Here is an 18,703-nt window from a genome sequence, read left to right as displayed (position 1 = left end):
CGTCCGCACACCGCGGACGGGGGCGCTCGCTCGTGTGTCCGTGGCCACAGTCGGCCCGGTAAGGGTTGCCTGACCCGAGCGCTTGTTATGCTGCCGAGGTGTCCTGAGGGGGAAGCCGGTGCGAATCCGGCGCTGACCCGCAACGGTAAACGGTGCCCCGCGCCCCGTGAGCCCGATCGCCCGAGGACGCCGACCTCCCGACAACTCGCCGTGGACTGCGAGGGGATGGCGCCCCGGCACACCCGCGCCCGGGCGCGCCGCCCCGCGCCGTCCGCGGCCCGAGGCAAGGCGCGCACCAGTGAGCAGCACCGCGACCGCACCGGCCACCGCCGCGGCCCCGCCGGGCCCGCGCCGAACACCCGCCGTACCGCTGGCCGCCGCCCTCGCCGCGGCGCTGCTGGTCTCCCTGGTCTGCGCCGTCGCCGTGGGCTCCTCCGGACTCGGCTGGGGCCAGGTGCTGCGGCTGCTGCGCGCCGGGCTGACGGGCGGCCGGCTGGAGGCCGACGAGGCCGCCGCCTACGCGATCGTCTGGGAGATACGGCTGCCGCGCGCCGTCCTGGCCGCCGTGGTCGGCGCCGGGCTCGCCGCCACCGGCGTCGCCGTCCAGGCGATGGTCCGCAACGCACTCGCCGACCCCTTCGTGCTCGGCATCTCCTCCGGCGCCTCGGTCGGCGCCAACGCCGTGCTGATGCTGGGCGCCTTCGCCTCGTTCGGCGTCTGGGCGCTCTCCGCCTCCGCCTTCGCCGCCGCCCTGCTCGCCATGGTGCTGGTCTACCTGACGGCCAGGACCGCCCACGGGCTCACCCCGCTGCGACTGGTGCTCACCGGCACCGCGATGTCGTACGGCTTCTCCGCGCTGACGGCGCTGATGGTCTTCGCCGCCGCCCGCGGCGAGGCCGCCCGCTCCGCCATGATGTGGCTGCTCGGCAGCCTCGGCGGCGCCACCTGGGGCTCGGTGCCGATCGCCGCCGCCACCGTGCTGGCCGGACTGGCGTACCTGGCCTGCGCCGCCGGACGGCTGGACGCGCTGGCCATGGGGGACGAGACGGCCGCCTCGCTCGGTGTGGACCCGGACCGGCTGCGCCGCGAACTGTTCGTGGTCACCGCGGCCGTCACCGGCACCGTGGTCGCGGTCAGCGGGGCGATCGGCTTCGTCGGCCTGATGGTCCCGCACCTGGTGCGGATGCTGGTCGGCGCCGGCCACCGCCGGGTGCTGCTGGTCGCGCCGCTCGCCGGGGCGCTGCTGCTGGTCTGGGTCGACATCGTCTCCCGCACCCTGCTGGCACCCGCCGAACTGCCGGTCGGCGTGGTCACCGCGGCCGTCGGGGTGCCCTGCTTCCTGCTGCTGATGCGCCGGCGCGGCTACACCTTCGGAGGCGGCCGGTGAACGCCTCCCCCGCCGCCCTGGACCTCGCCGTCGACCGGGTCTCGGTCGACCTGGCCGGCGTCCGGCTGGTCCACGACGTCACGCTGACCGCCGGCGCCGGCCAGGTGGTCGGCCTGATCGGCCCCAACGGCAGCGGCAAGTCCACCCTGCTGCGCTGCGTCTACCGGGCGCTGCGGCCCGCCGCCGGCGCCGTCCTGCTGGGCGGTGACGCCCTGCACGCGCTGGCCCCGCGCGAGGCCGCCCGGCGGGTGGCGGCGCTGCCGCAGGAGCACTCGGCCGAGTTCGACTTCACGGTGGCCGAGGTGGTCGGCATGGGCCGGCTGCCGCACCGGCGCGGCGCCCTGGCCGGGCCGTCCGCCGGGGACGAGGACCGGTGCGCCGAGGCGCTGCGCCGGGTGGGTGCCGCGCACCTGTCCGCCCGGGGCTTCCTGAGCCTGTCCGGCGGTGAGAAGCAGCGGGTGCTGATCGCCCGCGCGCTGGTCCAGGAGCCCAAGGTGCTGGTCCTGGACGAGCCCACCAACCACCTGGACATCGCGCACCAGCTGGAGGTGCTGGCCCTGGTCAGGGAGGCCGGTCCCACGGTGCTCACCGCGCTGCACGACCTCAATCTGGCGGCCGGCCACTGCGACCTGCTGTACGTGGTCGCGGACGGCCGGATCGTCGCCTCGGGCCCGCCCTCCGAGGTACTCGAACCCGGCCTGCTGGCCGAGGTGTTCAAGGTCCGCGCGACACCCGTGCGGCACCCGGTCACCGGCGCCGTCCAGCTGCTGCTCGACCGTCTTCCGTAACCCCCTCCACCCGCCGAACGCCCATCCCGAGGACCTCCCATGCGCACCAAGGCCGTTGCCGCCGCCGCCCTGCTCGCCCTCGCGCTCACCGGCTGCGGCGCCGAGATCACCCCCAGCGGTGACGGCGCCGCCGACGCCCCCGCCCACTATCCGGTGACCGTGGAGAACTGCGGCACCGAGGTCACCTTCAAGGAGAAGCCCGCCCGCACGGTGACCAACGACGTCGGCATCACCGAGCTGATGTTCGCGCTCGGCCTGGAGGACCGGATGGCCGGCTATGTGATGCCCGACGACAAGGGGCAGGTCGACAAGGTCGCCTGGAAGGACGGCTACCAGCGGGCCAAGTGGCTCTCCAAGGACGCGATCACCAAGGAGACCGTGCTGGACGCCAGGGCCGACCTGGTCTTCGCCGGCTGGCACTACGGCTTCGACGAGGGGAAGGGCTTCACCCCGCAGACCCTGTCCGGCCTCGGCATCGGCTCCTACGTGCTCACCGAGTCCTGCCGCAGCGGCAAGGGCCCGGAGCGCGGGGTGATGTCGCCGCTCGACGCGCTCTACACCGACCTGGCCAACCTGGGCGAGATCTTCGACGTCCGGGGCCGGGCGGACAAGCTGATCGCCGACTTCAAGGCGCAGATCGCCGCGATCCCCGAGCCCGCGCACCGGCCGACCGTCTTCCTGTACGACAGCGGGGAGGACAAGCCGTACACCTCCGGCCGGTTCGCCGCCCCGGAGGAGATCATCGCCAAGGCCGGCGGCCGGAACGTGATGGGCGACGTCGCCGACTCCTGGACCACCGTGGGCTGGGAGAGCGTGGTCCAGCGCGACCCCGAGGTGATCGTGATCAACAACTACGGCACCCCGGACGCCGAGGCGAAGCGGAGGTTCCTGAAGTCCTTCCCGCCGCTGGCCGGCGTCTCCGCGGTGCGCAACGACCGGATCTTCGTGCTGGACTACGTCGACCTGGTCGAGAGCCCGCGCAACCCGGCCGCGATCACCGCGCTGGCGGACTACCTGCGGACCGTCCCGGCCCGCTGAGCCGGGGCCGCTCCCGCCGCCGTCCCCACCGCCGTCCGGCCCGCCCTCCGGCCGGTCCCGACGGGCGTACGCTCAAGAGTACGAGCCGACGGAACCGACCGGAGGAGCGAGCAATGACCACCATGGCCGCACCGTCCGCCTTCGACGTCCGGGCCCTGCGCGAGGGCATCGAACGCGCCGACGCCCGGGCCCTGCTGGCGCTCTACGCGGACGACGCCGAACTGCGCGTGGTCGACCGCAAGACCCAGCCCAGCCACCCGCTGGTGATGCACGGCAGGGACGAGATCGGCGCGATGCTGGACGACCTCTACGGCCGCGAGACGAGCCACACCCTGGAGCAGGTGGTGGTCCAGTCCGACCGTCTCGCCTTCCTGGAGTCCTGCCGCTACCCGGACGGGGTCCGGGTGCTGGTCAGCTCCACCGCCGAGCTGCGCGACGGGCGGATCGTCGACCAGACCTCCGTCCAGGCCTGGGACGAGAACGAACCGGCCCAGTAGGCTCGGGGTCATGATCCGCACCGCCCTCCCCTCCGACGTCCCCGTCGTCCACGCCATGATCCGCGAGCTCGCCGACTACGAGAAGGCCGTCCACGAGGTGGTCTCCACCGAGCAGCAGCTGCACGACGCGCTGTTCGGCGACTCCCCCGCCCTGTACGGCCTGATCGCCGAGGACGACGCCACCGGCGAGCCGGTCGGCTTCGCGCTCTGGTTCCTCAACTACTCGACCTGGCGCGGAACCCACGGGATCTACCTGGAGGACCTCTACGTCCGGCCGACCTCCCGCGGCGGCGGCCACGGCAAGGCCCTGCTGCTGGAGCTGGCCCGGATCGCCGTCGAGCGCGGCTACTCCCGGGTCGAGTGGTCGGTGCTGGACTGGAACCGGCCCTCGATCGACTTCTACAAGGCCCTCGGCGCCGTGCCGATGGACGAGTGGACCGTCTACCGCCTCACGGGGGACGCCCTCACCGCCGCCGGCGCCCGCTGAGAGCGGCGCGCGAAACGGCGCACGCCGGAGGCGTGCGGAGGCCGCGTGCAGACCACTGCCACCCTGTGTCGCGATGCCTTACCATGAGTGACTCCCGCACCGGGGCAGGAACGCGGTAACGTCTCGGGCGGACGGCGGCGTCCGGCCACCCCCCGAGGGGTATGACCGGTACGTACCGCACCACCCCTCTGGACAGTTGGGGCGAAGCAGTTGAGCCAAGCAACAGACAGTGCCGCGGCCACCGGCCCGGAAGCACAGCGCGTCACCCAGGAGGTGAGGGTGTCCCAGATCGACGGCGAGCCCGGAGTGCAGGACTTCGTGGAGGTCCGGCTGCCCGCGGCCGGGGCCTACCTCTCGGTCCTGCGGACGGCCACGGCGGGCCTCGCGGCCCGGCTGGACTTCACGCTGGACGAGATCGAGGACCTGCGCATCGCGGTCGACGAGGCCTGCGCCATCCTCCTCCAGCAGGCCGTCCCCGGCTCGGTCCTCTCCTGCGAGTTCCGGCTGGTCGGCGACTCCCTGAAGGTGATCGTCTCGGCACCCACCACCGACGGCCGGGCGCCCGAACGGGACACCTTCGCCTGGACGGTGCTCTCCGCGCTCGCGGGCGAGGTCGAGTCGGCGGTCGCCGAGGACAAGACCGTGTCGATCAGCCTGCACAAGAAGCGCGGCGGCCCCGCCGCCCACTAGAACCGCCGCGGCGACGCGGCAGCAGCACCGAACAAGGGCCGTCCGCCCGGCACCACCGGGCCGGACGGACGGCTCCCGGTACCGCCCACCCGGCGGTACGACCAACGAGACGAACCGGGGCCGACCGCCCCGGTGCTCCCGGAACGGAACGGGGGAATGGCCGTGAGTGATCTGGACCGTACCGGCCTCGCGACGGCGGGCCCTGCCGTACCGACCCAGGCGAGCGTTCCCGGCCTCGCCGCCACCGACGAAGCGCACCCGAAGGACGCCCACCGGATGAGCCAGCCGACCGAGCCGACGCCCCAGTCGTCGCCCGATCAGTCGCCCCCGCCCGTGCCGTCGGCCGCGGACCTCCCGGACGCCGGCCGCCCGGACGACGAACCGGACGGCGACGGCCCGGCCCCCGGGGGCGCGGACGGGACCGACGACCACGACGACACCGAGGACGCCGCCGAGGCGGCGCAGGTGCTGCGCACGGCGGTGCCCGCGCAGGGCCCGCAGCGCAGCGGGGCACCGGACCGCGAGGCGGCCCGGGCCCTGTTCGTGCGGCTCTCGGCGCTGCCCGAGGGCTCCCCCGAGCGCGTCGAGCTGCGCAACCAGCTGGTGCGCATGCACATCCCGCTGGTCGAGCACCTGGCCCGGCGGTTCCGCAACCGGGGCGAGCCGCTGGACGACCTGACCCAGGTCGCCACCATCGGGCTGATCAAGTCGGTGGACCGGTTCGACCACGAGCGCGGGGTCGAGTTCTCCACCTACGCGACGCCGACCATCGTCGGCGAGATCAAGCGGCACTTCCGGGACAAGGGCTGGGCGGTCCGGGTGCCGCGCCGCCTCCAGGAGCTGCGGCTGTCGCTGACCACGGCGACCAGCGAGCTCTCCCAGAGGCACGGCCGCTCCCCCACGGTGCACGAGCTCGCGGAGCACCTGGGGATCTCCGAGGAGGACGTCCTGGAGGGGCTGGAGTCCGCCAACGCGTACTCCACGCTGTCCCTGGACGTGCCGGACAGCGACGACGAGTCGCCGGCCGTCGCGGACACCCTGGGCGCCACCGACGAGGCACTGGAGGGCGTCGAGTACCGCGAGTCGCTCAAGCCGCTGCTGGCCCAGCTGCCGCCCCGTGAGCAGAAGATCCTGGTGCTCCGGTTCTTCCGGAACATGACGCAGTCGCAGATCGCCGCCGAGGTGGGCATCTCTCAGATGCACGTCTCCCGGCTGCTCGCCCGGACCCTGGCGCAGCTGCGGGAGAAGCTCCTCGTGGAGGAGTGACGGCCGGAGAACGGCTGACGGCCGCTCAGCGGCGGCCGTCGGGTCGTACGGAGAACGGTGGAAGGCGGCGGCCCTCCGCGCTCAGCCCTCGTGCGGAGCGTAGAGGGCCGCCGTCGCCTTCGGGCTGAGCAGCGCGCCCATGCCGACCAGGCCGAGCAGTCCGACGCCCACGCCGACCCCGGCCATCGCCCCGCCGCTCTGCCACATGTAGTACGCGACCGGCAGGCAGATCGAGTTGGTCAGCACGGCGGGGCTGCGGCCCCAGCGGCGGGTCCTGAGCAGCGCCCGGGCGGCCAGCAGCGGCGCCACGCCGAGCAGCACGATCACCAGGCCGCCGAACTCGTTGAGGACGAGCTGCTTGGACTGGCCGGACAGCGCGGCGACCATGTCCCAGACGCCGACGACGGCCAGCGCGGCGCCCTCGACGGCCGTGATGGCGGCGCCCAGGGTGAGGGCGGCCGGCCGGTCGGCGCCGGGCGCGGGTACGGGTGCGGAGGATTCTGCGGTCACTCCAGCAGGGTAGCCGCCGGTTGGTCCGTACCGCCCCGTAGGCTGGGCCCATGCGCGCTCTCCTGGTCGTCAACCCGAAAGCGACCACCACCAGCGGCCGTACCCGGGACGTCCTGATCCACGCCCTGCGCAGTGACCTCAAGCTGGAGGTGGCGCAGACCGAGTACCGCGGCCACGCGCGCGATCTGGCCCGCGAGGCGGTGGAGGACGGCGCGGTCGACCTGGTGGTCGCGCTGGGCGGGGACGGCACCGTCAACGAGGTGGTCAACGGGCTGCTGGCGCACGGGCCGGGCGAGCGGCTGCCGCGGCTGGCCGTGGTCCCCGGCGGCTCGACCAACGTGTTCGCCCGCGCGCTGGGCCTGCCGAACGACCCGGTGGAGGCGACCGGCGTCCTGCTGGACGCGCTGGAGCACCGGCGCGAGCGGGGGATCGGGCTGGGCAAGGCGATGACCGAGGGCCTGCCGGACCGCTGGTTCACCTTCACCGCGGGGCTGGGCTTCGACGCCGGCGTGGTCGGCCGGGTCGAGGAGCAGCGCCGGGCGGGGCGCAAGTCCACCCACGCGCTCTACGTCACCCAGGCGCTCCGCCACTTCGTCACCCAACGTGAGCAGCGCAGATCAGGCCCGGTCTCGCTGGCGCTGGCGGGCCGCGAGCCCGTGCCGGGCCTGGTGCTGGCGATAGTCAGCAACACCTCGCCGTGGACGTTCCTGGGCAACCGCCCCGTCTACCCCTCGCCGCGCGCCTCCTTCGACTCGGATCTCGATGTCTTCGGCATCACCCGGATGACGGCGTTCGGCACCGCTCGAACGGTCCGTCAGATCCTGCGGTCGCACGGTCCTTCGAGCGATGACGGCACGCCGGACGGCCCCTCCGGGAAGCATGTCGTCTCCTATCACGACGTCCGTCACTTCACCTTGGTTTCGGAGGAACCGGTCCCGTTCCAGGTCGACGGGGACCACCTTGGATCCAGGAGTCGCGTCAGTTTCACAGGCGTACGGCGGGCACTGCGTGTGATTGTGTGACTAGAAGGGCCCTTCGCCCTTCTTCTCGAACGCACAAGCCCCCTTCACTCCATAGAAGTACCGGCTGTGAGCTAGGCGACACCGAAGAATCCAAAATTCCTTCCTGAAGGGGGTTGTATCCGGGCCTGAGGTTTGCGAACCTCTACATGGCGCTCGGGACACATCGCAGCGACGGCAAACCTCGAAACTGGGGGAGCCGACCGCGAGGTGTCCCTCGAGTCGCCGAATCCCTCCCCAGCACAGACCTCCCGGGCCCGATGGGCCTTTGGTCTCTTTTGCTGTTGCGGGATTCGTGAAAGCGTTCACATTCACAAGGACCATCGATGTGCCGATCGGGCAACCCCCGCCGGCAGGAGGAGTTGGACGACCATGGACTGGCGCCACCGCGCTGTCTGCCGCGAAGAGGACCCGGAGCTGTTCTTCCCGATCGGGAACACCGGTCCCGCTCTGCTGCAGATCGAGGAAGCCAAGGCCGTGTGCCGCCGCTGTCCGGTCATGGAGCAGTGCCTCCAGTGGGCCCTCGAGACCGGCCAGGACGCCGGCGTCTGGGGCGGCATGAGCGAGGACGAGCGCCGCGCCATGAAGCGCCGTGCCGCCCGCAACCGCGCCCGCACCGCCTGATCACACGCCGTAGTACCAGCAGTAACCACAGCACCGATCAACACATGATCACAGGCTTCCCCTGCACTTCCTGGTGAAGCCTTCCGCACAAAGGGTCTTGCTCGATGAGGCCCCGCGACACCGGCCCGCCCAGCCACTTGATACTGTTCACTTAGAGCAATATTGTGGAGCTGTGGCGCTCACCGTGTGCAACGCACCGGCTGGTGTCGCACCACCCAGAGCCCCCGTTCCGGCCGACTCCCCCCGACGGCCGGAACGGGTTGAGAGGCCCTGTCGACCCACCCCCCCCGGTCGACAGGGCCTCGTTTCTGTTTCTCCCGCCGTCGCGCAGGTTCTCCCGCCGTTGCGAAGGAGCGTGCGACCGGCGCTCACGCCGGACGCACGCCCCCCGTGCACGTCAACGCACCTCGGCGCACCTCAGCGCACCGGGATCTCCAGGACCACCTTGGTGCCGCCGTTCGGGCCGGCCACCATGTCGAAGGTGCCGCCGAGCTCCCCGGTGGCCAGCGTCCGGACGATCTGCAGCCCGAGGTTGCCCGCCTGCTGCGGGTCGAAGCCCTCCGGCATGCCCTTGCCGTCGTCCTGCACCGTGATCAGCAGGTACTCCTCCGGCCGGGCCCCGCCGTTCCAGCTGTCCGACCAGCCCATGCCGGTGGCCGGCGCCCGCCCGCGCAGCGCGCTGACCTCAAGGTTGCCGGAAGCGCTCGGTCCGAACGCGTGTTCCAGGGCGTTCTGCAGCAGTTCGGTCAGCACCATCGCCAGCGGGGTGGCCACCTCGGCCGAGAGGATGCCGAAGCTGCCGCTGCGACGGGTCGCCACCCGGCCGTCCTGGGACAGCTCCATCACCATGGCCAGCACCCGGTCGGCGATCTCGTCGAAGGCCACCTGCTCGTCCAGCGCCTGGGAGAGCGTCTCGTGCACGATGGCGATCGAGCCGACCCGGCGCACCGCCTCGTCGAGCGCGGCACGGCCGGACTCCGAGTCCATCCGGCGGGACTGCAGGCGCAGCAGCGCGGCGACGGTCTGCAGGTTGTTCTTCACCCGGTGGTGGATCTCCCGGATGGTGGCGTCCTTGGTCATCAGCTCGCGGTCGCGCCGGCGCAGCTCGGTGACGTCGCGGCAGAGCACCAGGGAGCCGGTCAGGGTGCCCTTGGGCTTGAGCGGGATGGCCCGCAGGGTGACCACGCCGCCCTGGGCCTCGATCTCGGTCTGCCGGGGCGCCCAGCCGCTGGCCAGCTTCACCAGCGCCTCGTGCACGGCGGCCCGGGAGGGCGGGGCGAGGTCGGCGGTGGTGCGGCCGAGGTGGCTGCCGACCAGGTCGGTGGTGAGCCCGAGCCGGTGGTAGGCGGAGAGCGCGTTGGGGCTGGCGTAGGTGACGATGCCGTCGGCGTCGAGGCGGATGAGGCCGTCGCCGACCCGCGGTGCGGCGTCCATGTCGGCCTGCTCGACGCCGGGGTAGGGGAAGGTGCCGGCGGCGATCATCTGGGCGAGGTCGGAGGCGCTCTGCAGGTAGGTGAGCTCCAGCCGGCTGGGGGTGCGCACGGTCAGCAGGTTGGTGTTGCGGGCGATCACGCCGAGCACCTTGCCCTCGCGCCGCACCGGGATGGACTCGACCCGGACCGGCACCTCCTCACGCCACTCCGGATCGCCCTCGCGCACGATCCGCCCCTCGTCGAAGGCGGCGTCCAGCAGCGGGCGGCGGCCGCGCGGGACGAGGTGGCCGACCATGTCGTCCTGGTAGGAGGTGGGGCCGGTGTTGGGGCGCATCTGGGCGACCGAGACGTACCGGATGCCGTCCCAGGTGGGGATCCAGAGCACGAGGTCGGCGAAGGACAGGTCGGAGAGCAGCTGCCACTCCGAGACCAGCATGTGCAGCCACTCCACATCGGCACCGGTCAGGGTGGTGTGGCGGCGGACGAGTTCGTTGAGCGAGGGCACAGGGCGAGCGTAGCTCCAGGGGGGTGCGAACGGACCCCGCGCACCCCCGCCGGCCGGTACCGGGCCACTCCCCCGCCAAGTTGTCCAGACCAATTTGCGGGGAGGCCTGGACAACCCAGATTGGTCTAGTCCACAATGAAAGGGCACCAAGGAGAGGCAACCGCGCAACTGCCCTGACCGCGCGATGCCGCTCCTCGGTCGGACGCCGCCGAACGAGGACCCCGCACAGTTCTCGATCGTCCCCGGTGCCCGACGACAGCTCCGGGCCGCGGAGCCGCATGGGTTGAGGGTCCCGTGTCGGCGCCGTGGCCCGTAGTGTTTTCCGGCCCCTCCCGAGCAGGTGCCCCGCCCCGAGCAGGCGGAGAGAAGGCGAGCAACAGCAGGAGCCCCCGTCCACGGGCTGTGGACGGGGGCTCCTGCGTTGCGGGGCGCGTCAGTGGGTCTCGGTGACCTTGGCGAGCGCGCGCGGGGCGTCCGGGTCCTGGCCGCGGGCGATGGTGACCTCGTAGGCCAGCAGCTGCAGCGGCAGGATCTCCAGGATCGGCTGCACCTCCTCGGGCACGCCGGCCGGCAGCGCGAAGCCCGCCGAGGCGGCCTCGACCTGCGACTGCTGGCCGACCACGACCAGGTCGGCGCCACGGCCGCGCAGGCGGTCCAGGACCGGCTGCAGGGCCTCGCCGCCCTTGCCGTCCGGGACGATCGCGATGACCGGGGAGACGTTGTCGACCATGGCCAGCGGGCCGTGCAGCAGGTCGGCGCCGGAGAACGGGGAGGCCGGGATGTAGGTGGTCTCCATCAGCTTCAGCGCCGCCTCGCGGGCGGTCGGGTAGCCGTAGCCGCGCGAGGTGATGACCAGGCGCTGGGCGAAGCGGTAGCGCTCCGCCAGGTCCTTGACCTCGTCCTGGCGGGCCAGGACGCCCGCGGCCAGCTCCGGCAGGCCCTTGGCGGCCGCGCCGTCGCCGCCGCGCAGGCCCTCGACCAGCAGGTAGAGGGCGAGCAGCTCGGCGGTGTAGGTCTTGGTGGCGGGCAGCGCCTTCTCCGGCCCGGCCAGCACGTCGATGTGGAACTCGGAGACCTCGGCCAGCGGCGAGCCGGCGTTGTTGGTGACCGCGAGCGTGATGGCACCCGCCTCGCGGGCCGCCTTGGTGGAGGCGACGAGGTCCGGCGAGCCGCCCGACTGGCTGACGGTGATCACCAGCACGTCGGTCAGGTCCGGCTTGGCGCCGTAGGCGGTGGTGGTGGACATGGAGGTCAGGCCGGCCGGCTTGCCCAGCAGGATCTCGATCAGGTACTTGGCGTACAGCGCCGCGTTGTCCGAGGTACCGCGCGCGGTCAGGAGGACGAACCGCGGCTTGCGGGCGGCGATCCGGGACGCGATCTCGAAGATCTTGGGAGCGCCCTCGTCGAGGATGCGCTGCAGGACGGCCGGCTGCTCGGCCATCTCCGCCGCCATGATCCGGCCAGGGACGGTCTGCGTGTCGGACATCGTGGGTGGGCCTCCGATGAGATGGTTCCACCCCGACCGGACGGGAATGCCCGGCGGGGACCTCTACGGCGGCGAGTCCGCACACTCGCTGCGGTGAATGCTGCGGCAATCCTACGGTGGCCGCCCGCCCGGGGCACATCCGAGGAGGCGGTCACCGCGGCCGCGGCGGGCCCGGAGGCGCGCGGAGCCCCTCCCGGCGGTGCGGGGAGGGGCTCCGGCGTCCCGGGGCGGCGGCTCAGCCGGCCTTGTTGATGAGCTGGTCGATGGCGGCGTCCGCCTCCTTGGTGGCCTGGTCGACCGGCTTGCCGCGGAGGATGGCGGTCAGCATGTCGGGCAGGATCTTCTGCTTCTCCACCAGGCCCCAGCCGGGGGCCAGCGGGGTGAACCAGGCGTCCGGCACCGCGTTGGCCGCGGCGGCGGTGGCCGGCTTGTTCTTCAGCGGGTTCAGCTGGGTGAGGTTGTTCGGCAGGATGTCCTTGTCGGCCAGCGCCTGCTCGGACTTGGCGCTGGTGAACATCCGGACCCAGTCGGTCGCCAGGGCCGCCGTGGGCGACTTGGCGGTGACGCCGAGGGCCGAGCCGCCGATGAAGGTCGGCAGCGGCTTGCCGCCCGGGCCGGGCATGGTGGCCACCTTCACCGAGTCCTTGAGGCTCGGGTCGCCGGTGACCGGCGCGGCGACGCTGGCCGCCTCGTAGCCGTTGCCGTAGAAGGACGCCGCGTGGCCGCGGGCCATCGCCTCGTACTGGTTCTGCTCGTTGACCGCCTGGTCGCCCTTGTTGTACTTGCGCACCAGGTCGACGAAGTGGGTGATGCCCTGCTGGGACTTGGGGTCGCTCAGGGTGCCGTGCCACATGCCGCCGCTGTCGAAGCGGGCGATGGCGCCGCCGTACGCGGAGACGTAGCTCATCGCGGCGTACCAGTACGGGCCGGGCAGGTAGAGCGGGGAGAAGGTCCGGTCGCTCTTGTTCTTCTCCGCGATCTTGTCGAGCGCCGCACGCAGCTCGTCCTCGGTCTTGGGGAACTCGGCGTTGCCGGTGGCCTGCTGGAAGGCCGTCGAGTTGTAGATGGCGACCCGGGCGCCCGCGTAGTAGGGCACGCACCAGAGCTTGTCCTGGTAGGTGCAGGTGTTGGCGAGCGCCGTGATCCAGGTGTCCGAGTTGTCAAAGGTGTTGCGCTCCACGGGCACCAGCGCGCCGGAGAGCACGTACTTCATGGTCTCGGTGTTGCCCAGCTCGACCACGTCCGGCGCGGTGCCGTCGGCGATCGCCTTGTCGAGCTTGGCCACCTTGTCGGCCCAGCCCTGGTAGGCGAGCTTGAGGGTCACGTTCGGGTACTTGGCCGCGAACTCGTCGTTGACCCGCTGGACCAGGTCGGGCCAGCTCTTCTGGGCGTCGTCCATCAGCCAGACCGTCACGGTGCCGGTCGCGGCCAGGGGATCGGCCGTGGCGGTCTTGGCGTCGCCCGACGCCGAGCCGCCCGAGGAGCACGCCGTCAGTCCGGCGGCCAGCGCCATGATGCCGACCGTCGCCATGAACCGACGCTTAATCACGCCATCCTCCGAGGGTGTTTTAGAACTTGTGCCCGCCGGCGGCGCGCCGGCGCCCGACGGGACGGTGTCCGGGGAGGGGCGGCGAAGAGCTTCGGGGCCAATACCACATCCGGCTAAATTGAAATTCGAACCGGATGGACTGGAGCCTGGCCTAGACCACAGTTGGTGTCAACGCCAAATGGCCTGGCGGTCAAGGCCGTTGCAGACCTGTTGTACCGCGTGGCGATCAGTCGCCCGGCGGTCACCCTAAGTAGAACTTAAGGCTCCCTTAAGGACGATTTGAGGGAACATCGTCATCTCGCGGAAGCCGCAGTTCACACGGCGTCAGCAATCGGGAAAACGCGACGGGCCCGCCATGCGACATGCGCATGACGGGCCCGTTGGCCGGGTGCCTCCCGGCACCCGGCGTGACGTTCCGACGCGGACTCAGCCGATCGCCCCCGACTGGCCGGTGAGCACCTCGACGGCCGCCAGCCCGCAGACCCGGGCGGCGCCGTGGGTGGCGACGTACAGGGCGCCGACCGGCTCGGACTGCGGCAGGCCCATCTCGACCACCGCGGCGTCCGGGCGCGCCGCCACCAGGCGGGACAGCGCGGCCGTCATCCACTCGTGGCGGTGGGCGTCGCGGACCACCAGCACCAGGCGGCGGTCGGCAGCGTCGGCCAGCACCTCGGCGACCAGCGCGTCCAGCGCCCCGGCCTCGGCGGCCTCGGCGCCGACCTCGCGGGTCCGGGTGCCCGGGAAGCGGTCGGCCAGCATGCCGGCCACGCCCCACGGGGTGACGTCGCCGACGGCGATGTTCGGCTCGGCGGAGAACGAGGCCACGTACGGGCGCTCGGTCACCGGCAGGACCTCCCGGCCCGGCGCGCGGACCACCCGCAGCGCCCGGCGGGCCGCCCGCAGGCCGACCGCGAGGTCCGCCTCCGGCCGCTCGCCCTGGGCCGCGATCCGGGCCCAGCTGCCGAGCGCGCGCACCCGGGCGGCCGCGTCGGCGAGCCGCTCCTCCGGGAGCCGACCGGACTGCACGGCCGCCACGATGGCGTCACGCAGCATCAGCACGGTGTCCTCGTCGGCCAGCCCGCCGCCCACGCAGATCGCGTCCGCGCCGGCCACCAGGGCCAGCACGGTGCCCTCGCCCATGCCGAAGTTGTCGGCGATGGCGCCCATCTCGATCGCGTCGCTGACGATCAGGCCCTGGTAGCCCAGGCCGCCGTCCTCGGGGGCGGCGCGCAGCAGGTCGCGCAGCACGGCCGGGCTGAGCGTGGCGGGCAGCTTGGGGTCGAGCGCCGGGACCATGATGTGGGCGGTCATCACGGCCTTGGTGTCGGCCGCGATCGCGGCCTGGAACGGCACCAGGTCCCGGGCGCGCAGCACGTCGAGGTCGACGTCGATGACCGGCAGGCCGTGGTGTGAGTCGACGGCGGTGTCGCCGTGGCCCGGGAAGTGCTTGGAGCAGGCCGCGACACCGGCCGACTGCAGGCCCTCCACCCAGGCGGCGGTGTGCCGGGCGCACAGCTCCGGGTCGGCGCCGAAGGAGCGCACGCCGATGACCGGGTTGCGCGGGTTGGAGTTGACGTCCGCGGTGGGCGCCCAGTTGTAGTTGACGCCGGCGGCGGCCAGCGCGCGGCCCAGCTCACGGGCGACGTCGCGGGTCAGCGCCGGGTCGTCGATGGCGCCCAGGGCGAGGTTGCCGGGCCAGGACGAGCCGGAGCCCGCCTCCAGCCGGGTGACGTCGCCGGACTCCTCGTCGATGGCGATCAGCAGGTCGGGGTTCTCGGCCCGCAGCGCCGCGGTGAGCGCGGCGAGCTGGCCGAGGTCGGCCACGTTGCGGTCGAACAGCGCGACGGAGCCCAGACCGGCCGCCAGGTGGCGGCGCAGCCACTCCGGCGGCTCGGTGCCGACGAAGCCGGGCTGCAGGACGGTCAGCGCGTCACGGTGCAGCTGGTCGGAGGCCGGGAGGGTGGGTACGAGGATGCTCACGGGGGATCAGCCCTTCACGGCGCCGTCGGTGAGGCCACCGACCGCCTTGCGCTGCAGGAAGACGAACAGGATCAGCACCGGGATGGCGAACATCGTGGACGCGGCCATGGTGGCACCCCAGTCGTTGCCGAAGGCGGTCTTGAAGGAGGACAGCCACAGCGGCAGGGTCTGGCCCGACTCCTTGTTCAGGATCAGGACGAGCGGGAACTCGTTCCACGCGGTGATGAAGCCGAACAGCGAGGTCGACATCAGACCGGGGGCCAGCAGCGGGAAGATCACCTTCACGAAGGCCTGGGTGCGGGTGCAGCCGTCCACCATGGCCGACTCCTCCAGCTCCTTGGGCACCGCGGCGATGAAGCTGCGCAGCGTCCAGATCGTGAAGGGCAGCACCATCATCATGTAGAAGAGGGTCAGCGGCACCAGGCTGTTCAGCATCTCGTTGTCGCGCGAGATCATGTAGACCGCGATGGTCATGACCTCCCACGGCGCCATCTGCGCGGCCATCACGACCAGCACGAAGGTCTTGCGGCCGCGGAACTTCATCCGGGCGATGGCGAACGAGGCCAGGGTCGCGATCACCAGCGAGGCCAGGACGGCGCCGATGGTGACGGTGAAGCTGTTGCCGACGAACGTCCAGAAGTCCTTGGCGTGCACCGCGGTGACGTAGTGGTCCAGCGTCCCGTTGAACGGGATGAAGACCGGCGTCTTGCTGATGATGTCGCCGTCCTTCTTGAAGGACGTCGCGACCATCCAGTAGACGGGGAAGATGAAGAAGACGAAGAGGACGACCGCGATGACGTTCGGCCAGGTACGTCCGATGAGCGAGCGCCTCACAGCTCGTCCTCCTGCTTGAGCATGATGCGGAAGTAGTACGCCATGAGCGCGACCAGCATCAGGATGGTGAGCACGGCGATCGCGGAGCCGATGCCGTAGTGCTGGCCCGACGACCCTTCGAGGAAGGCGTGCACGGGCAGGTTCCGGGTCAGGTTCTCGGGGCCGCCGGCGTTGATCGCGTAGACCTGGGTGAAGGCCTTGAACACCCAGATGACCTCGAGGAAGGTCGTGGCCAGGAAGAAGGGCTTCAGGCTGGGGAAGACCACCGAGCCGAAGATCTTGAAGGCGCCGGCGCCGTCCATCCGGGCGGCCTCGTACAGCTCCTTCGGGATCGTGGTGAGACCCGCGTACATGTTGAAGGCGACGAACGGGATCGACTGCCAGACGATCAGCAGGATGATCACGAAGAAGGTCGAGTACTGGTCGCTCATCCAGTTGTAGTTGGCCATCGAGTGCCAGCCGAGCTGGTCGAGGAACCAGTTGACGACGCCCCACTGCTGGTCGAACAGCCAGGTGTAGACGGTGGTCGCGGCGACCACCGGCATCGCCCAGGCCATCAGCAGGCCGACCGAGAGCACCAGGCGCATCTTCTTGCCGAGGCGGTTGAGCAGCAGGCCGACCAGGGTGCCGCCGCCCATGATCAGCACGACGTTCACCAGGGTGAACGCGACCGTGCGCCCGGTGACCGCCCAGAAGTCCGGGTCGGTCAGCTGCTCCTTGTAGTTGTCGAAGCCGTTCCACTCGGTCAGGTGCATGACGAGCTGGCGCCTGTTGAGGTTCTGGAACGACAGAACGATCGTCTTCAGGAGCGGCCAACCCAGCAGGGCGAGCGTCGCCACGGTGGCCGGCAGCAGCAGCAGGTACGGGGCCGCCTTGGCGCCGAAGCTCCGGCCGTCCGCCGGTCTGGCGCTCTTCGGGGTGCCCTTGGCGCCGCCACCACCGGCGCTCGTCTTGATAGTGGCCACAGCAGCCTTCCCTGAATCCGGAGACTGTGTGTGCACCCGCTCGGAATGCACAGCCATCGTTCTCACTTCCTCATTACCCGACCACGACGGACGGGCGCCGCCCACCGGCCCCCCGCCGGGAGCCGGTGAGCGACGCCGCTCGATGCCTTACTGCTTCTGGTTGAGCCGCTTCGCGATCTCGTCGTCGTACTTCTTGGCCGTGGCCGCGTAGTCGCCACCCTGGAGGGCGGCGGTCAGGAACTCCTTGATCGGGTTCGGCTTGTCCTCGACGCTGGCCCAGTTCGGGGTGTTCGGGGTGATCGCACCCTGCTTGGAGGCGGGGACGGCGGCCTTGGCGAAGTCGCCGGTGACCTGGCCGCTCAGCGACTCCTTGTTCGGGATGTTGCCGGCGGCGGCGACCAGGCCCTCGTTCTTGTCGTTGAGGGCGACCTTCAGGAAGTCCTTGGCCATGTCGGTGTTCTTGCTGTTCTGGGCGATCGCCAGGTTCGAGCCACCGAGGAACACGCCGGAGGGCTTGTCAGCGGTCTTGCCCGGCAGCGGGAAGAAGCCGATCTTGCTGGCCGACAGCTCCTCCTCCTTCGGCAGCTCCCAGCCGAGGCCGATCATGGTGCCGACGTTGCCCTTGGCGAAGACGTCCTTCTGCTGCGGGGTCGCCTCGTCCTTGTCCTTCGGGGCCTTGGAGTGGCTCTGCAGCGTCTTGTAGGTCTCGAAGGCCCTCTGCGCCTCGGGCGACGACAGGCCGCCGACCCACTTGTCGCCTTCCTTCTTCGCCAGGTTGCCGCCCTCGGTGGCGAGCAGGCCGAAGTAGACGTACCACTCCTGGCCCGGCATGTAGAGCGCGTCCTCGACGCCCGGGGTGGCCTTCAGCTTCTCGAGGTCCGCGTAGAACTCGTCGAGGGTCTTCGGCGTCTCGGCGATGCCGGCGGCCTTCCACAGGTCCTTGTTGTAGGCGACCACGCGGTTGGAGACCCACCACGGCGCGGCGTACTGCTTGCCGTCGAGGATGGCGGCCTCGTTCTGGTTCTTCGCCCAGTCGTCGCCGCCCAGGTACGACTTGTCCTTGGTGATGTCGAGCAGGCCGCCCGAGGCCGCGTAGCCCGCGGTCTGGGTGTTACCGACCTCGACGACGTCGACCGAGCCCTCGGAGAGCGCCGCGGTGATCTTCTGGCCGATGCCGTCCCACTGCTGCTCCTGGAACTCGACCTTGGAGCCGGGGTGGGCCGTCTCGAACTCGGACTTCACCGAGTCGGTCCAGCCCTTGGGGGCCGAGCCGCTCATGAGCCAGACCTTGAGCGTCTTGCCGTTGTAGTCCTTCTTGCCCGAGGCGGCGGACGCCGAGCCGGTGTCGCCCTCCTTCTTGGCGTCCGAGCCACAGGCCGCGAGACCAACAACCATGGCCGCGACGCCGACCGCCGCGATGAGCTGACGCTTCACGCCATCCTCCTGAGGGATGCCTGGTTACCCCCGTCGGGTGGCAGCGGCGGCATACCCACACGAAGTGGGAGGAATGGTGCCGCGGGCTCCAGCGAACGGGTGGGGGGATTCATAGTGACCGGCCTAGTGGTGTAGACCAGATGCCTGGAGCTTGGCCTAGACCAATGGGCCTGTCAACGGCTGTTCGACCGATCCGGACCACCCGTTATCA

17 protein-coding genes and 1 riboswitch are annotated in these 18,703 nt (G+C 71.3%); of the genes, 9 read left to right on the top strand and 8 right to left on the bottom strand.

The genetic code is table 11. The features are described from left to right. Window positions 1–106 precede the first annotated feature (106 nt). A riboswitch (cobalamin riboswitch) is annotated at window positions 107–182 on the top strand. Between the two features lie 116 nt (window positions 183–298). The 7 genes from ACFU74_RS17175 to ACFU74_RS17145 all read left to right on the top strand — a co-directional run bounded on the left by ACFU74_RS17175 (window position 299) and on the right by ACFU74_RS17145 (window position 6,153). Beyond that, window positions 299–1,387: a FecCD family ABC transporter permease gene (locus tag ACFU74_RS17175; protein ID WP_380757318.1), complete on the top strand. Its 1,089-nt coding sequence runs from the start codon at window positions 299–301 to the stop codon at window positions 1,385–1,387. Further along, on the top strand, window positions 1,384–2,175 hold the full coding sequence (locus tag ACFU74_RS17170) for an ABC transporter ATP-binding protein (RefSeq protein WP_380757316.1): 792 nt from the start codon (window positions 1,384–1,386) through the stop codon (window positions 2,173–2,175). Before ACFU74_RS17175 ends, ACFU74_RS17170 begins: the two co-directional genes overlap by 4 nt. A gap of 39 nt (window positions 2,176–2,214) precedes the next feature. Next, complete coding sequence (locus ACFU74_RS17165; RefSeq protein WP_380757314.1) at window positions 2,215–3,213, top strand: ABC transporter substrate-binding protein; 999 nt, start codon at window positions 2,215–2,217, stop codon at window positions 3,211–3,213. A gap of 113 nt (window positions 3,214–3,326) precedes the next feature. After that, entirely contained in the window at window positions 3,327–3,710 is a 384-nt protein-coding gene (locus ACFU74_RS17160; protein ID WP_380757312.1) for a nuclear transport factor 2 family protein, read from the top strand. A 10-nt stretch (window positions 3,711–3,720) separates the two neighbouring features. Next, entirely contained in the window at window positions 3,721–4,197 is a 477-nt protein-coding gene (locus ACFU74_RS17155; protein ID WP_380757310.1) for a GNAT family N-acetyltransferase, read from the top strand. A 279-nt stretch (window positions 4,198–4,476) separates the two neighbouring features. After that, window positions 4,477–4,887, top strand: coding sequence for an anti-sigma regulatory factor (locus tag ACFU74_RS17150; RefSeq protein ID WP_350549759.1), 411 nt, complete (start codon window positions 4,477–4,479; stop codon window positions 4,885–4,887). A 162-nt stretch (window positions 4,888–5,049) separates the two neighbouring features. Beyond that, on the top strand, window positions 5,050–6,153 hold the full coding sequence (locus tag ACFU74_RS17145) for a SigB/SigF/SigG family RNA polymerase sigma factor (protein ID WP_380757307.1): 1,104 nt from the start codon (window positions 5,050–5,052) through the stop codon (window positions 6,151–6,153). Window positions 6,154–6,234: 81 nt separating this feature from the next. On the opposite strand, the gene ACFU74_RS17140 is transcribed toward ACFU74_RS17145, so the two are convergent. After that, window positions 6,235–6,663, bottom strand: a complete 429-nt coding sequence (locus tag ACFU74_RS17140; RefSeq protein ID WP_380757305.1) for a hypothetical protein — start codon at window positions 6,661–6,663, stop codon at window positions 6,235–6,237. Window positions 6,664–6,713: 50 nt separating this feature from the next. Here ACFU74_RS17140 and ACFU74_RS17135 point away from each other — a divergent pair, with 50 nt between their 5' ends. Continuing rightward, window positions 6,714–7,685, top strand: a complete 972-nt coding sequence (locus ACFU74_RS17135; RefSeq protein WP_380757303.1) for a diacylglycerol/lipid kinase family protein — start codon at window positions 6,714–6,716, stop codon at window positions 7,683–7,685. Window positions 7,686–8,054: 369 nt separating this feature from the next. After that, a complete protein-coding gene (locus tag ACFU74_RS17130) occupies window positions 8,055–8,306 on the top strand; it encodes a WhiB family transcriptional regulator (RefSeq protein WP_014138019.1) in 252 nt (83 codons plus the stop codon). A gap of 417 nt (window positions 8,307–8,723) precedes the next feature. Here ACFU74_RS17130 and ACFU74_RS17125 read toward each other — a convergent pair whose 3' ends face one another. The 7 genes from ACFU74_RS17125 to ACFU74_RS17095 form a co-directional block, all read right to left on the bottom strand. Continuing rightward, entirely contained in the window at window positions 8,724–10,244 is a 1,521-nt protein-coding gene (locus ACFU74_RS17125; RefSeq protein WP_380757301.1) for a sensor histidine kinase, read from the bottom strand. Window positions 10,245–10,677: 433 nt separating this feature from the next. Next, window positions 10,678–11,730: an SIS domain-containing protein gene (locus ACFU74_RS17120; RefSeq protein ID WP_380757298.1), complete on the bottom strand. Its 1,053-nt coding sequence runs from the start codon at window positions 11,728–11,730 to the stop codon at window positions 10,678–10,680. A 235-nt stretch (window positions 11,731–11,965) separates the two neighbouring features. Beyond that, the gene (locus ACFU74_RS17115) at window positions 11,966–13,276 is read right to left on the bottom strand and encodes an extracellular solute-binding protein (protein WP_380757324.1); all 1,311 of its coding nucleotides are present in this window, start codon (window positions 13,274–13,276) and stop codon (window positions 11,966–11,968) included. 429 nt (window positions 13,277–13,705) lie between these two features. Further along, window positions 13,706–15,259, bottom strand: a complete 1,554-nt coding sequence (locus ACFU74_RS17110; protein WP_380757296.1) for a glycoside hydrolase family 3 protein — start codon at window positions 15,257–15,259, stop codon at window positions 13,706–13,708. A gap of 6 nt (window positions 15,260–15,265) precedes the next feature. Further along, window positions 15,266–16,093, bottom strand: coding sequence for a carbohydrate ABC transporter permease (locus ACFU74_RS17105; RefSeq protein ID WP_380757294.1), 828 nt, complete (start codon window positions 16,091–16,093; stop codon window positions 15,266–15,268). Next, window positions 16,090–17,115 carry a carbohydrate ABC transporter permease gene (locus ACFU74_RS17100; protein WP_380757292.1) on the bottom strand — a complete coding sequence of 342 codons (1,026 nt, stop codon included), beginning with the start codon at window positions 17,113–17,115 and terminating at the stop codon, window positions 16,090–16,092. The genes ACFU74_RS17105 and ACFU74_RS17100 overlap by 4 nt, the downstream gene beginning before the upstream one ends. 90 nt (window positions 17,116–17,205) lie before the next feature. Further along, window positions 17,206–18,492, bottom strand: coding sequence for an extracellular solute-binding protein (locus ACFU74_RS17095; protein WP_380757290.1), 1,287 nt, complete (start codon window positions 18,490–18,492; stop codon window positions 17,206–17,208). Between the last annotated feature and the right edge of the window lie 211 nt (window positions 18,493–18,703).

Source organism: Kitasatospora sp. NPDC057500, from assembly GCF_042802195.1.
Taxonomy (GTDB): Bacteria; Actinomycetota; Actinomycetes; order Streptomycetales; family Streptomycetaceae; genus Kitasatospora.
Note: the sequence above shows the minus strand (reverse complement) of the source record. Positions and strands in the feature narration are given on the sequence as shown.

Bases quoted from the DNA above. Each gene is read 5' to 3' on its own strand.
- ACFU74_RS17165 (WP_380757314.1), top strand. From the start codon at position 2,215: ATGCGCACCAAGGCCGTTGCCGCCGCCGCCCTGCTCGCCCTCGCGCTC.
- ACFU74_RS17160 (WP_380757312.1), top strand. From the start codon at position 3,327: ATGACCACCATGGCCGCACCGTCCGCCTTCGACGTCCGGGCCCTGCGC.
- ACFU74_RS17155 (WP_380757310.1), top strand. From the start codon at position 3,721: ATGATCCGCACCGCCCTCCCCTCCGACGTCCCCGTCGTCCACGCCATG.
- ACFU74_RS17135 (WP_380757303.1), top strand. From the start codon at position 6,714: ATGCGCGCTCTCCTGGTCGTCAACCCGAAAGCGACCACCACCAGCGGC.
- ACFU74_RS17130 (WP_014138019.1), top strand. From the start codon at position 8,055: ATGGACTGGCGCCACCGCGCTGTCTGCCGCGAAGAGGACCCGGAGCTG.
- ACFU74_RS17120 (WP_380757298.1), bottom strand. From the start codon at position 11,730: ATGTCCGACACGCAGACCGTCCCTGGCCGGATCATGGCGGCGGAGATG.
- ACFU74_RS17100 (WP_380757292.1), bottom strand. From the start codon at position 17,115: ATGGCTGTGCATTCCGAGCGGGTGCACACACAGTCTCCGGATTCAGGG.